This window comes from Pseudomonadaceae bacterium SI-3, assembly GCA_004010935.1.
In the GTDB taxonomy this organism is placed as follows: domain Bacteria; phylum Pseudomonadota; class Gammaproteobacteria; order Pseudomonadales; family Pseudomonadaceae; genus Stutzerimonas.
Genome location: CP026511.1, coordinates 1,944,958 through 1,958,213, shown reverse-complemented (window position 1 = coordinate 1,958,213; position 13,256 = coordinate 1,944,958). Strand labels below are relative to the sequence as shown.

The window sequence follows — 13,256 nt, the reverse complement described above, 5'->3', positions numbered from 1 at the left end:
TGAGGCTTCAGATGTTCGAGTACTCCGCCCGTCCCGACCTGCTCAAGAATCGGATCATCATGGTCACCGGCGCAGGGCGCGGAATTGGCGAAGCCGCCGCGAAAGCCTACGCAGCACATGGAGCGACCGTCCTTTTGCTTGGTAAGAATGAGGACAACCTCAACCGTGTTTACGACGAGATTGAGGCAGCCGGCTGGCCTCAACCCGCCGTGATACCGCTCAATCTGGAAACGGCCTTACCGCACCAATACGACGAACTTGCCGCCACCGTTGAACGGGAGTTCGGACGGTTGGACGGCCTGCTCCTTAATGCCAGCATCGTCGGCCCCCGCTCACCGATCGAACAGCTGTCAGGCGACAATTTCATGCGCGTCATGCAAGTGAATGTCAACGCAACCTTCATGCTCGCCAGCACCCTATTGCCTCTGCTGAAACTGGCTGATGACGCTTCCGTGATTTTCACCTCCAGCAGCGTTGGCAGGAAAGGACGCGCCTATTGGGGCGGATATGCCGTTTCCAAATTCGCCACCGAAGGCTTGATGCAGGTGCTGGCTGATGAGCTCGACGGCACCAGCTCTGTGCGCAGCAATAGCATCAACCCAGGTGCGACCCGTACCGACATGCGCGCAAAAGCCTATCCAGGGGAGAATCCCGAAGTGAATCCATTGCCCGCGGAAATCATGCCTGCCTACCTTTATCTGATGGGCCCCGATAGTCAGGACGTAAATGGGCGGGCGTTTGACGCCCAGTAGAATATCCAGCAGCGGCGCCTGTTTACTGGCGCCGATATGGCGGCCTGCATGTCAAATTGGCATCAGTCCGCCGTTTCGCTGGCAACCTGTTGCCGCCGGATTCCCCAGCCTCTATCTAACTAACTGTTTTCATTAGATATTTTAAGTTGGCATCATATTCGCTATAGAACCTCTATCAACGCAGGCAGCGTTCTGAGGTTCACTCCCATGCTGGCAGATAAGCAGACCCCTTCTACAATCGATATCAGCACCGCGCGCGTTCGACGGCTGGACATCAGTTTCAGCAAAACACTGTCGACGGACCAACATGGCTTTTCCGAGCGGCTAAGGCTTCTGACGCTGCGTTTGCAAACCAGCTTGGAACTCGACCGCCTGCTGGATTTCTTTTTTGAAGAAGTCAGCAATCTGGTTCCACTGCGAGCCCTTTCCTACAGCCACTCCGGCACCGACTTCCAGCTTCAAATAGGCGAAGCCAACGGCTTTGATGTCAGCTATTCACTTTCCCATAGCGGAGATTGCCTTGGCGAACTGTGCCTGTTCAGCTCGCAGTACGTACCCGACCCAGTCCTGGAACAACTGGAGAATGCCCTCGACTGTCTGCTGTTTCCATTGCGCAACGCATTGCTTTACCGACAAGCCGTTCAAGCCTCGCTCAAGGATCCGTTGACCGGCGCCGGTAACCGCGCGGCGATGGTTCACGCATTGTCGCGAGAGACCGAACTGTCCCGCCGCCACAGCCAAGCCGTGTCGGTAATCATGTTGGATATGGATCATTTCAAGCGCCTCAACGATACCTACGGACACCAGGCCGGAGACGCCGCCCTGAAAGCCACCGCGCTATTACTCAAGGAGCAGTTGCGCAACGTTGACATGGTGTTCCGCTTTGGTGGCGAGGAGTTCGTTCTCGTATTGTCCAACAGCGGACCGGAGGCTGCGGCCGTTGTGGCCGAACGGATCAGAGCCGCCATTCAAAATCTGTGCTTGCTGGTGGGAGACAAACAGGTCCGGCTGTCGGCCAGCCTTGGTTGTGCGACCCACCAGCCAGGCGAGTCACAGGACGATCTGCTGCGTCGCGCCGATCAGGCCCTTTACCAAGCCAAACAAGACGGACGCAATCTGACGCGCGTTGCCTCGTCGTAGCGAAATTATCCGAGGGTCAAACAAACAAAAAGGGCGAAACCTAATGGCTTCGCCCTTCTTTTTTCGCTTTACGCTATACCGTCATGGCCGCTTGGAGCGATCACCACGTCCGAAACCAGGACGCTGTCCGTCAGTAGCTGCCGGACCACCGCGCTTCACCGGTGAGGGCTTGCGATCTCGGCCGACAGCACTTGGCCGCTCCGCCACGGGTGTACCGCGACTTGGTTTGCTGCGTTCATCATTGTCGCGCGGCTTGCGTGCAGGTTTATCACCGCGAGCGCCCCGGCCGCGACCTGCGTCCCCAGCCACATCAGCTTCGTGGGAAGAGCGCAACACACGAGGCCGACGGTCGCCACGTCCGATTGGTTTGGCCACCTTGCGCTGCATGCGATCAAGCTTGTCCTTGGTCTTGGCTTTCATGCCTGGCAGCGCCACTGACTTGAGGCCAACCTCTTCGCTGAGGATATCGACTTCGCCCTGCGACATTTCGCGCCAGCGCCCCATCGGTAGGTCGGAGGTCATGAACACCGGACCAAAGCGCACACGCTTTAGACGGCTGACCACCAGCCCCTGAGACTCCCACAAACGACGGACTTCTCGGTTACGACCTTCCATCACTACGCAGTGGTACCAGTGGTTGAACCCTTCACCACCCGGCGCTTCCTGGATGTCTGTGAAACGAGCCGGGCCATCTTCGAGCATGACGCCCGTCTTCAGGCGCTCGATCATTTCCTCGTCGACCTCGCCACGCACCCGCACCGCATACTCACGGTCCATTTCGTAAGAAGGATGCATCAGACGGTTGGCAAGCTCGCCATCGGTGGTAAACAACAGCAAGCCAGTCGTGTTGATGTCGAGACGACCGATGTTGATCCAACGCCCCTCTTTCGGACGCGGCAGCCGATCGAAAACCGTCGGGCGACCTTCTGGATCGTCACGGGTACAAATTTCACCATCGGGCTTGTTGTAGATGAGCACGCGACGGACCGTTTCGGCCGCTTCTTCGCGCTTGAGCAAGCGGCCATCGACCGCAATCGCGTCATGCAAGTCGACACGCTGTCCGAGCGTCGCTATGGATCCGTTGACCTTGACTCGGCCGGCTGCGATCCAGTTTTCCACGTCGCGTCGCGAGGCAAGGCCAATACGGGCCAATACCTTCTGCAGTTTTTCGCCGTGGGCAATATGCGGGGTTGTATCTTCGTGTTCGGTCATCTGGGCACCTCCCGGTGTGGCAGTTCCGATAGAAAGGCCGCGCACTATACGCGCAACAGAATGCTGCAGCACGAGAAGGTTAGCAGCCAGACAGGAGGCGCGCCCGCCGCGCCTCGATTTGTGGTTAGCCGTTGTTCAACGAGGCCAGCGCTTCAGCCGTGGCTTGCTGAATGGCCTCCCAATCGCCGCTCTTGAGCGCGGCACCATCAATCATCCAAGTTCCGCCGACACACATGACATTAGGAAGCGCCAAGTACTGCGCCGCGTTGTTTGCATTGACGCCACCCGTCGGGCAGAAGCGCACATCGGCAAAAGGTCCACCCAGCGCCTTGATGGCGGCGACTCCACCGCACACTTCGGCCGGGAACAGCTTGAAACGCCGATAGCCAAGCGCGTAGCCGCGCATGATGTCGGATGCATTGCTGATACCGGCCAGCAGTGGCACGGAGCAATTAACGCCAGCTTGCAACAGTTCGTCGGTGCAGCCCGGCGAGACGATGAACTGGGCCCCAGCCGCCTCGACCTCGTCCATCATGCGCTTGTCCAGCACTGTACCCGCACCGACACAGAGGTTGGGCCGCTCCTGGCGCAGACGACGAATGGCGGTAAGGCCATGCGCAGACCGCAGGGTGATCTCAAGGGCCGTCAGCCCACCAGCGGCGAGTGCATCGGCCAGCGGCAGGATCTGCTCCTCGCTACCGATGGTGATCACCGGCAGGATGCGAGCTTCGGTACAGATCTTCTCGATCAGCGCGTTTTTCTGGTCCATGGTCATGGAAAAGTCCTCGGGCCTCACGGGCACCAGTAGATCTCTAAAGGAGAATGCAGAAACGCCCGAATCGGCATCTGCGAAGGTTCGAGCCGCATGGCCTGGCGCAGCGTTTCCAGCTTGGCGGGGCCCTGAATCGCCAGGCATTGAACGCGAGCGGATGCCAGCAGCGGATAGGTCATGCTGATGCGCTGCTCCGGACTGACAGGCGCCAGCATGGGCAGACAGAAATCAGTACCGTTTTCATCCAACCCTTTTGCCAACAGCGGGCTGTTCGGAAATAGCGATGCGGTGTGCCCATCACTGCCCATTCCAAGCACCAGCACATCGATCGGCTGAGCGAAGCCAGCCAGCTTCTCGCTTGCCCGCTCTGCCGCTTGCTCCAGGGTCTGAGCCGCTTCATACAGGCCCACAAGCTGCGCATCAGCTGCGGCATATTGAAGGAGGTGTCGGCGGAGCAAACCCTCATTGCTTTCCGGATCTGACGGATCGACCCAGCGCTCGTCGGCCAAGCTGACCTGCACCTTCGCCCACGGCAATTCGCGCACTGACAGCGCTTCGAGGAACGCTATAGGGCTCCGTCCGCCCGACACCACCAGGCTCGCACGATCATGATTGGCGACTGCGTATTGCAGCGCGCCGGCAACCCGATCAGCCAACGCCTGCGCCAGCTGTTCCGGCCCAGGCAGGCTATGCGCAACCACATCCGAGGGCAGTTCAAGTTCAGAGATCGCCATACCAAGACCTCCCGTCGCGCGTAATCAATGCAATGGAGGCGACAGGTCCCCAGGAGCCCGCCGGATAGGGCTTGGGCGCGTCACCGATACGCGACCACCCATCGATAAGCTGATCGCACCATTGCCAGGCGTATTCGATTTCGTCCTTACGGACAAATAGGTTCTGGTTGCCCTGCATCACCTCGAGCAACAACCGCTCATAAGCATCCGGAATGCGCGAGCTTTTGTAGGTCTCGGAGAAGTTCAGCTGCAGTGGGCCGCTGCGCAAATGCATGCCTTTGTCCAGGCCCTGCTCTTTGGTCATGACCTGCAATGAGATCCCTTCGTCCGGTTGCAAGCGGATAATCAGCCGATTGCTGATCAGTGACCGTTGCTCGGGCGCAAAGATATAGAAAGGTGGCTCTTTGAAGTGGATGACGATCTGCGAAACCTTTTCCGCCATCCGCTTGCCTGTCCGCAGGTAAAACGGCACACCGGACCAGCGCCAATTGCAGATGTCGGCCCGCAGTGCAACGAAGGTTTCGGTGCTGCTTTCGGCGTTGGAATTTTCTTCTTCCAGATAACCTGGAACCTGCTTTCCGCCGACCGCTCCCCCCACGTACTGGCCACGCACAACCTGGCGAGACAAGCGCTCTGGCGTGATCGGCGCCAGCGCCTTGAGCACCTTGACCTTTTCGTCACGAATGCTATCGGCAGTCAGATCGCTTGGCGGATCCATCGCTATCAGACACAGCAGCTGCAGCAGATGGTTCTGGATCATGTCGCGCAGCTGACCCGCCTGGTCGAAATACCCCCAGCGCCCTTCGATCCCGACCGTCTCAGCGACCGTTATCTCGACGTGGGAGATGTGGTGCTGGTTCCACTGGGTCTCGAACAGACTGTTGGCGAAGCGCAGTGCAATCAGATTCTGCACGGTCTCCTTGCCAAGGTAATGATCAATCCGGTAAATGCGCGTCTCGGGGAAGAACCGCGCAACCGAGTCGTTGACCAATCGCGACGACTCAAGATCGTGTCCAATCGGTTTTTCCAGCACCACACGGGTTTGTTCGGCCAGTCCGGCACCGGCGAGATGCTCACAAATAGAGCCGTAAACAGCAGCAGGCGTGGCGAAGTAGGCAATCAGTGGCATCGCCGGAGACACCTGTTCAGCTAGCGCTGCGTAGTCCTCCGCGTTGCGGAAGTCCATGGTCAGATAGCCCAGACGCGCCTGAAAGCGGCCAAGGACGGCCTCATCCAGTTGCGCTGCCGGTACGTAGCGCCGCAGCGCTTGATCGATGCGCTCGAGGTGGGTCGCTGGCTCTCCCTTATCGCGGGACAGCGCCAATATGCGCGTATCGCTATTGAGCAGCCCCGCTCGGTCGAGCTGATAGAGTGCAGGGAACAACTTGCGCAGCGCCAGATCACCGAGGGCGCCGAACAAGGCAAAGGTAGTCGCGTCAACAGTAATAGCAGGCATGATTTTTATATTAACCAAATTAGGCTGCATGACAGGTTCATCGCCGCATTTTAAGCAGAAAATGTTGTTATTAAAACAACATAACTCGATTTTTTCGTGCTCCAGTTTCGCTACTATCCGTAGCTTCGGGCACGAGTCCCTGAAGGAAGAGACATGGATCGCATGAAAAATCTCTTGGAACAGATAAAAAATCGGCTCGACGAGCTGAACAAGGCGGAGCGCAAAGTCGCTGAGGTGATCCTTCGCGACCCGCAGGAGGCGACGCGCTACAGCATCGCGGCACTGGCTCAGGCAGCAAAGGTCAGCGAGCCGACGGTGAATCGCTTCTGTCGCTCATTCGGGGCGGCCGGTTATCCCGCTCTGAAAATCCAGTTGGCACAGAGTCTCGCCAGTGGCGCTGCCTATGTCAGCCGGGCCGTAGAGGCCGATGACGGCCCAGAGGCCTATACGAGAAAGATCTTTGGTAGCGCCATCGCGTCGCTCGACAGTGCCTGCCAGGCGATCGACCCTCAGGCGATCAGCCATGCGGTCGACCTGATGATTCAGGCGCGTCAAATTCATTTCTTCGGTCTGGGTGCTTCCGCATCGGTCGCGCTCGACGCACAGCACAAGTTCTTCCGGTTCAACCTGCCGGTGACCGCACACAGCGATGTCCTGATGCAGCGAATGCTGGCATCGGTTGCGCATACCGGTGATCTGTTCGTGATCATTTCTTACACTGGCCGCACCCGTGAACTGGTGGAAGCTGCAACCATCGCACGGGATAACGGCGCCTCCGTTCTCGGACTAACGGCCGCCGGCTCGCCGCTGGCGAAAGTCTCCACGTTGAGCCTGGATATACCGCTGCCGGAAGACACCGATATCTACATGCCAATGACGTCTCGGATTATCCAGCTAACGGTGCTGGACGCATTGGCAGCGGGCGTGACATTGAAGCGAGGCGTGGATTTCCAACCCCATCTGCGCAAGATCAAGGAAAGCCTGATGGCGACCCGCTACCCGAGCGAAGAGAGCTGATCACTTCTTTTTCTTCTTCGCCTTGCCTAGCTGCTTGAGTCGCTCGGCGGCCACTTCGTTGACCGCCTTGCGCTCCTTGTTCTTCATCCCCTTCCAGGCTTTCATCTCGTCCCGGCTGCGACCGCAGCCGATACAGATGTCGTCTTTGAGCTTGCAGATACTGACGCACGGGTTTTTCGCCTTGTCGCCCAAAACCACCTCCAGTTCAGCTAAGGACCCCTACCAACAGTAGAAGCCCTTGCCGCCACTAGGTTCTAAGCGAGTTAGGCTATCGCCTCGATCAATCCCACCAATATTCGACCTGGACGCCGAAGTTGGACCCATGCTGCGCGCTGCCGAAAGCACCCGTTTCGGACAGCGCGCTGCCAGCGGCCATGAGATTGGCGGCTTCTTGCGCAGCGTCGTTCCACTGAGCGTAGGTGTAATACAGGCGGAACTCGGGACGTGCCCAGAATTCAGGACCTGCGGGTGACCAGGTCGGGGCGATGGTGAACTTGGTCAATTTGCGAGTACCGGCTTCAGCGTCGATCTGATCGTGACCCACCTCGGCCACCAGCTTGAACTCCTCGGTCAACGCATAAACCGGGCGCACGCCTACCGAAATCCAATCCTGATCGCCGCCATCCTGACGCGTGTCCTTCTGATACACAGCCTGGAATTGCCCACCGAAACGCGGGGTCACCTGCCAATCGAAGAACTCCACGACCCGCCAGCTCTTGGCACTCTCATCCAGGGTCACGTCGCCCGTGTAGCCAAGCCCGGTGCCTGGGCCCTCGCCGTATTGCACTGCGAAGGTATTGCTGCCACCCAGGAATTCGATCTGCTCATGCTGAGCCGTCACGGACCAGCCACTGTTGGAGTCGCCACGGTCCGGATCGGCGATGTAGCTGACGCCGAACTGCAGCTCGCCGTTGGGGTTGGTGTCGAAGCCGCCGACGTTGAAATCGTGACGATTGGTGTAGTTTTCCTGGAAGACGCTGTCCTTACGCGAGAACGCGTAGCTGTATTGCAACCCTCCAATTTCGACGTTCTCGATGCCGGCACCGGTTGCACTCTGGTTCCAGTAGTAGAAGTCGGATATGTGGATGTCATTCCGCTTGTAAAACCTACGGCCGGCCCACAACGACCCGTTGTTCAGCGCAGCAACGTTGCTCCATTCGGCGTAGGCCTGTACCAACCGCGCGAAGCCATGGTCGCCGGTGAACTTCGGAGTGTGGTCGTATTCGTTATACAGCGCAGCCATACCCTCGACGCTCAGCACCGAGCCGTCATCCATTGTGAACAGGTCCTGACGCAGCCCCAACTCGGCGTACTGCTCGCATTCGTTGCCCAGTCGGAACTTGGATGCTGCGCCCGGTAGCTGGAAGCAGGCCTGCGATTCGCTCGCAGTCGATTCGCCAATACCACTACGCACATAGCCGTTGAAGTCCAAAGCCTGCGCAGCAAACGGCATAGCGAGACTGACCAGCGAGACAGCGAGGCCCAGGCGTGTCGTTTTTTTCATATCCGCTCCAATTAGCTCTTATTGTTGTTACTGCTCTTGGATTGAGCCGGTATGGCTCTCCTTTCGATCCGCATGCCAGCTTCGCTGGTCGTTGCGGCTCTATTTTTCACGGCAGGCGACCTTCGTCACCTACCGCTGAAAAACCCGAAATATCAATAACATTCCTACGAGACAGGCGCCGGTACGCAGATACACGGCGACCCGGCCTTTTCTTCACTTTGCTGTGGCCCGCGGCTCACCGCGCGACCAACCGGGTCACGGTGCCGTTGCGACCCGAGGAGCCGTTTCCGGGCGTGACGCCCAGTCGCTCACCTGTCTGCGCATCGAACAGCAGCACCTTGTCCGGCTCGAATTGCAGCGTCAGGCTCTCACCCGGATTCGGAGCGGCGTCCGGCGCCAGCCGGCAACACACCTTGGTCTGGTTGAGGCTGACGAAGATCATGGTGTCAGGCCCTGTCGGCTCGATGACCTGAACTTCGGCACGTAGCGAAGGCAGATCGGCTTCGGTCCCCACACTGATCTGCTCCGGGCGGATGCCAAGGATGACCTCTCGCCCTTCCAGTGATTGCCCATCCGCCAGATTCAACGGCAGCTCACAGCGATCCTGACCGCTTTCCAGCAGCGCGCGCCAACCATCGGCCTGACGGGTCAGCCGCAGCGGGATGAAGTTCATCGGTGGCGATCCAATAAAGCTCGCCACGAACAGGTTGGCGGGGTTGTTGTAGATATCCTTCGGCGTACCGAACTGCTGGACAATGCCGTCCTTCATCACCGCGACCTTGTCCCCCAAGGTCATTGCCTCGATCTGGTCGTGTGTGACGTACACCGTCGTGGTTTTCAGCCGTTGATGCATCAGCTTGATCTCGGTGCGCATCTCTACCCGCAGCTTGGCGTCGAGGTTCGACAGCGGCTCGTCGAACAGGTAGATCTTCGGCCGCCGTGCCAGTGCCCGGCCCATGGCGACGCGCTGCTGCTGGCCGCCGGATAGCTGAGAAGGTTTCCGGCTCAGCAGATGTTCGATCTGCAGCAACTTGGCGACACGCGACACTTCTTCCTCGATTTTCGCCGCCGGCACCTTGCGCATCTTCAAACCGAAGGCGATGTTTTCCTGCACGGTCATGGTCGGGTACAGCGCGTACGACTGAAACACCATGGCGATGTCGCGGTCCTTCGGGCTGGCACCGCTGATGTCGGCTCCGTCCAGACGGATCTCCCCACCGGTAATCTCTTCCAGCCCAGCGATGCAGTTCATCAGAGTGGATTTCCCACACCCGGACGGCCCGACCAGGATCAGGAATTCCCCGTCGTCAATTTTCAAATCGATGTCTTTCAGCGTGTCGTGGTTGCTTCCGGGATAGCTCTTGCGGACGTTGCAGAGTTCAAGTGCAGCCATGATTGTTCTCCTACCCCTTGACCGCGCCGGCCGTGAGGCCACGCAGGAAATACTTGCCGGCGAGGATGTACACCAGCAGTGTTGGCAGCCCGGCGATCATCGCCGCGGCCATATCGACGTTGTATTCCTTGACGCCTGTACTGGTGTTCACCAGGTTATTCAGCGCCACGGTGATCGGCTGCGTATCTCCACTGGCGAACACCACGCCGAAGAGGAAGTCGTTCCAGATCTGAGTGAACTGCCAGATCAGGCAAACCATGATCGTTGGGATTGACATCGGCAGCAGAATCCGCGCGAAGATCGTAAAGAAGCCGGCGCCGTCTAGACGTGCTGCACGAATCAGCGCGTCTGGCACACTCACGTAGAAATTGCGGAAGAACAGCGTGGTGAACGCCAGGCCATAGACCAGGTGCACCAGTACCAGCCCCGGCGTGGTATTGGCCAATCCCAGCTGCCCCAAGGTGAACGACGCTGGCAGCAAGATCACCTGGAACGGCAGGAAGCAGCCGAACAGCAGCAGCCCGAAGAACAGCTGCGAGCCGCGGAAGCGCCACATGGCAAGCACGTAGCCGTTCAGCGCACCCAACAGCGTCGAAATGATGACGGCTGGAACGGTGATCTTGACCGAGTTCCAGAAGTAGCCGCCCACCGCATCCCACGCTTTGACCCAACCGATGATGGTCGTGACCTCCGGCCATGAAAGCAGGTTGCCGGTACGGATGTCGGCCGGTGTCTTCAAGCTGGTCAGCAGCATGACCACCAGCGGTATGAGATACATAGCAACAGCCAGAAGCAGCGTCGCGTAGATCGCCACTCGGCTGAACGTCAGGCGCTTGTGCCCTACATGGCTAGTCATGGCGCTTGTTCCTCAGTTCCGAATACAGGTAAGGCACGACGATTGCCATCACTGCGCCCAGCATCAGGATGGCGCTGGCAGCGCCGAGCCCCATCTGCCCGCGAGTGAAGGTGTGCGTGTACATGAACATCGCCGGCAGGTCGGATGCATAACCAGGGCCGCCTGCGGTCATCGCCGCCACCAGGTCGAACGCCTTGATGGCGATATGCGCAAGAATCATCAATGCACTGAAGAACACCGGCCTCAGGCTAGGCAGGATGATGCGCAGGTAGATGCTCGGCAGACTGGCACCGTCGATCTGCGCGGCACGCACGATGGATTGATCGACCCCACGCAAGCCGGCAAGGAACAGAGCCATGACGAAACCCGAGGCCTGCCATACGGCGGCGATCACCAGGCAGTAGACCACCCGGTCCGGGTCTACCAGCCAGTCGAAACGAAAGCCCTCCCAGCCCCAGTCGCGCAGCATCTTGTCGATACCCAAGCCGGGGTTCAGCAGCCACTTCCAGGCCGTGCCGGTAACAATCATCGACAGCGCCATTGGGTAGAGGTAGACGGTGCGAATGAAGCCCTCGCGGCGAATGCGCTGGTCCAGCAGGACTGCCAACAACACACCAATCGCGAGACTGATCGTGATGAAAAGCCCGCCAAAGACCAGCAGGTTCTTGCTTGCCACCCACCAGCGATCGTTGTTCCAGAGCCGCTCGTATTGCAGCAGCCCGACCCACTTGTAGCTGGGCATGAAGCTTGAATTGGTGAACGAAAGCAGAAAGGTCCACAAGATGTAGCCATAGAAGCCGACCAGAACGATCAGCATGCTTGGTGCGAGCACCAGCTTGGGTAGCCAATTCTGCAGCGCATCCAGCGGGGAAGCCTTGGTGAAAACGGCTGTTGAGCTCATGGTTGGCTCCGATTGTTTGCAGGTTTCATCACAGTCCCGTTACAGAAAGCGTCGATGTCAGCAGTCCAGCAAACGGACAGTCACAACAAAGATTTCGAGCAAGCCGATCCCGTTGCGGCCAGCCCGTGGCAGACCGCAGGGGAGCATCAGGTTGTTGTTCGTAAGACGGGGCGCGAGAACCCGCGCCCCAATGCGCTACTGGACCGCCTGAATTGCAGCGGCCAGTTGCTGGGCCGCCTTCTTCGGATCGGCCGACGGGTCGTTGAAGAAGTTCGTCACGACGTCGAAGACAGCGCCCTGTACATAGCTCGATGCGGCCATGCCGTGAGCCAGGCTAGGCACCAGCCCTGGCCCCTGTGCCGCTTCCTTGAAATCCTTCATCGACTGCTGGGCACAGGCATCGAACTCGCTCATGTCCTGATCGAGCCGCACCGGGATAGAGCCCTTGTTCTGATTGAAGAACTGCTGGAATTCCGGCTCCATGACGATCCGAGCAAGATCCTGCTGAGCCTTGCGATTGTCATCGTTACTCAGCTTGAACATCGCCAGTGAGTCGATGTTGTAGGCAAAGCTGCCTTGGGTGCCGGGGAACGGCACGCACTTATAATCTTCACCCGCGATCTTCTTCGCCGCGCTCCACTCGCTCTTCGCCCAGTCGCCCATGATCTGCATGCCGGCCTTGCCGTTCATGACCATGGCCGTCGCGCTGTTCCAGTCGCGGCCCGCTGCGTTGTTATCAACGTAGCTGCGCAGCTTCTTCAGCGCCTCAAAGGTCTTGACCATCTTGTCGCCAGTCAGCACGTCGCGATCGAGCTCGACAAAAGCCTTGCGGAAATCTTCAGGTCCAAGGATCGCCAGTGCCAGATCTTCGAAAACGGTTCCGTCCTGCCACGGTTGTCCGCCATGGGCGAGCGGCATGAAGCCCGCTGCTTTCAACTTCTCGGCGGCTGCGAAGAATTCATCTAGGGTTTTCGGGGGCGTGGCGCCGGCCTTCTCGAACACGTCCGGATTGATCCACAGCCAGTTGACGCGGTGTACGTTCACCGGCACGGCGACGTAATCACCGTCGTATTTCATGGCGGCGGACACCTGCTTGGGCAGCAGTTCGTCCCAGTTGGCTTTTTCAGCGACATCGTTAAGGTCGGTCAGCAGCCCTAGCTCACCCCATTCCTGGATGTCGGGGCCTTTGATCTGAGCGGCGGCGGGTGCGTTGCCGGATACGGCACGGGTCTTGAGGACGGTCATGGCTGCTTCGCCACCCCCACCGGCGACAGCGAAATCCTTCCAGGTGTGGCCCTCTTCCTCCACGAGTCGCTGCAAGGTATCGGCGGCGCGCTTTTCGCCACCGGATGTCCACCAATGCAGAACTTCAACTTCGCCGGCCTGGGCAAACGGAACGAGGGAAACAAGGGAAACAGCAGTAACTAAACGATGAATCGCGTTCATGAGGGTTCCTTTTCTTGTTGTTATCGATGCAAGTCTTTGCTTGCGCTGCATCGATTCTAGGCGCGCCAACCTT

General features: G+C 58.8%; 13 protein-coding genes. 3 read left to right on the top strand and 10 right to left on the bottom strand.

All coding sequences use genetic code 11. The annotated features are described in order from the left end of the window. Positions 1-11: 11 nt before the first annotated feature. Positions 12-752, top strand: a complete 741-nt coding sequence (locus C1896_09405; GenBank protein ID AZZ45108.1) for a YciK family oxidoreductase — start codon at positions 12-14, stop codon at positions 750-752. Between the two features lie 207 nt (positions 753-959). Beyond that, complete coding sequence (locus C1896_09400) at positions 960-1,892, top strand: hypothetical protein (GenBank protein AZZ45107.1); 933 nt, start codon at positions 960-962, stop codon at positions 1,890-1,892. An 81-nt stretch (positions 1,893-1,973) separates the two neighbouring features. Here the strand turns inward: C1896_09400 and C1896_09395 are convergent, their stop codons facing one another. The 4 genes from C1896_09395 to zwf all read right to left on the bottom strand — a co-directional run bounded on the left by C1896_09395 (position 1,974) and on the right by zwf (position 6,066). After that, a complete protein-coding gene (locus tag C1896_09395) occupies positions 1,974-3,104 on the bottom strand; it encodes a 23S rRNA pseudouridylate synthase B (protein AZZ45106.1) in 1,131 nt (376 codons plus the stop codon). A gap of 124 nt (positions 3,105-3,228) precedes the next feature. Next, complete coding sequence (locus C1896_09390; GenBank protein AZZ45105.1) at positions 3,229-3,879, bottom strand: keto-deoxy-phosphogluconate aldolase; 651 nt, start codon at positions 3,877-3,879, stop codon at positions 3,229-3,231. Positions 3,880-3,896: 17 nt separating this feature from the next. After that, the gene (pgl, locus tag C1896_09385) at positions 3,897-4,610 is read right to left on the bottom strand and encodes a 6-phosphogluconolactonase (GenBank protein ID AZZ45104.1); all 714 of its coding nucleotides are present in this window, start codon (positions 4,608-4,610) and stop codon (positions 3,897-3,899) included. Then, the gene (gene zwf / locus C1896_09380) at positions 4,597-6,066 is read right to left on the bottom strand and encodes a glucose-6-phosphate dehydrogenase (protein ID AZZ47595.1); all 1,470 of its coding nucleotides are present in this window, start codon (positions 6,064-6,066) and stop codon (positions 4,597-4,599) included. Before zwf ends, pgl begins: the two co-directional genes overlap by 14 nt. A 153-nt stretch (positions 6,067-6,219) precedes the next feature. On the opposite strand from zwf, the gene C1896_09375 reads away from it, so the two are divergent. Continuing rightward, on the top strand, positions 6,220-7,083 hold the full coding sequence (locus C1896_09375) for a transcriptional regulator HexR (protein AZZ45103.1): 864 nt from the start codon (positions 6,220-6,222) through the stop codon (positions 7,081-7,083). Here C1896_09375 and C1896_09370 read toward each other — a convergent pair whose 3' ends face one another. From C1896_09370 to C1896_09345, 6 genes are all read right to left on the bottom strand, one after another. Next, positions 7,084-7,275: a DUF1289 domain-containing protein gene (locus C1896_09370; protein AZZ45102.1), complete on the bottom strand. Its 192-nt coding sequence runs from the start codon at positions 7,273-7,275 to the stop codon at positions 7,084-7,086. Between the two features lie 88 nt (positions 7,276-7,363). Further along, on the bottom strand, positions 7,364-8,587 hold the full coding sequence (locus tag C1896_09365; GenBank protein ID AZZ45101.1) for a maltoporin: 1,224 nt from the start codon (positions 8,585-8,587) through the stop codon (positions 7,364-7,366). Between the two features lie 235 nt (positions 8,588-8,822). After that, the gene (locus C1896_09360; protein AZZ45100.1) at positions 8,823-9,980 is read right to left on the bottom strand and encodes a sugar ABC transporter ATP-binding protein; all 1,158 of its coding nucleotides are present in this window, start codon (positions 9,978-9,980) and stop codon (positions 8,823-8,825) included. 10 nt (positions 9,981-9,990) lie between these two features. After that, positions 9,991-10,836, bottom strand: a complete 846-nt coding sequence (locus C1896_09355) for a sugar ABC transporter permease (GenBank protein ID AZZ45099.1) — start codon at positions 10,834-10,836, stop codon at positions 9,991-9,993. After that, positions 10,829-11,737 carry a sugar ABC transporter permease gene (locus C1896_09350; GenBank protein ID AZZ45098.1) on the bottom strand — a complete coding sequence of 303 codons (909 nt, stop codon included), beginning with the start codon at positions 11,735-11,737 and terminating at the stop codon, positions 10,829-10,831. The genes C1896_09355 and C1896_09350 overlap by 8 nt, the downstream gene beginning before the upstream one ends. A gap of 195 nt (positions 11,738-11,932) precedes the next feature. Next, entirely contained in the window at positions 11,933-13,183 is a 1,251-nt protein-coding gene (locus C1896_09345) for a carbohydrate ABC transporter substrate-binding protein (GenBank protein AZZ45097.1), read from the bottom strand. Positions 13,184-13,256 lie beyond the last annotated feature (73 nt).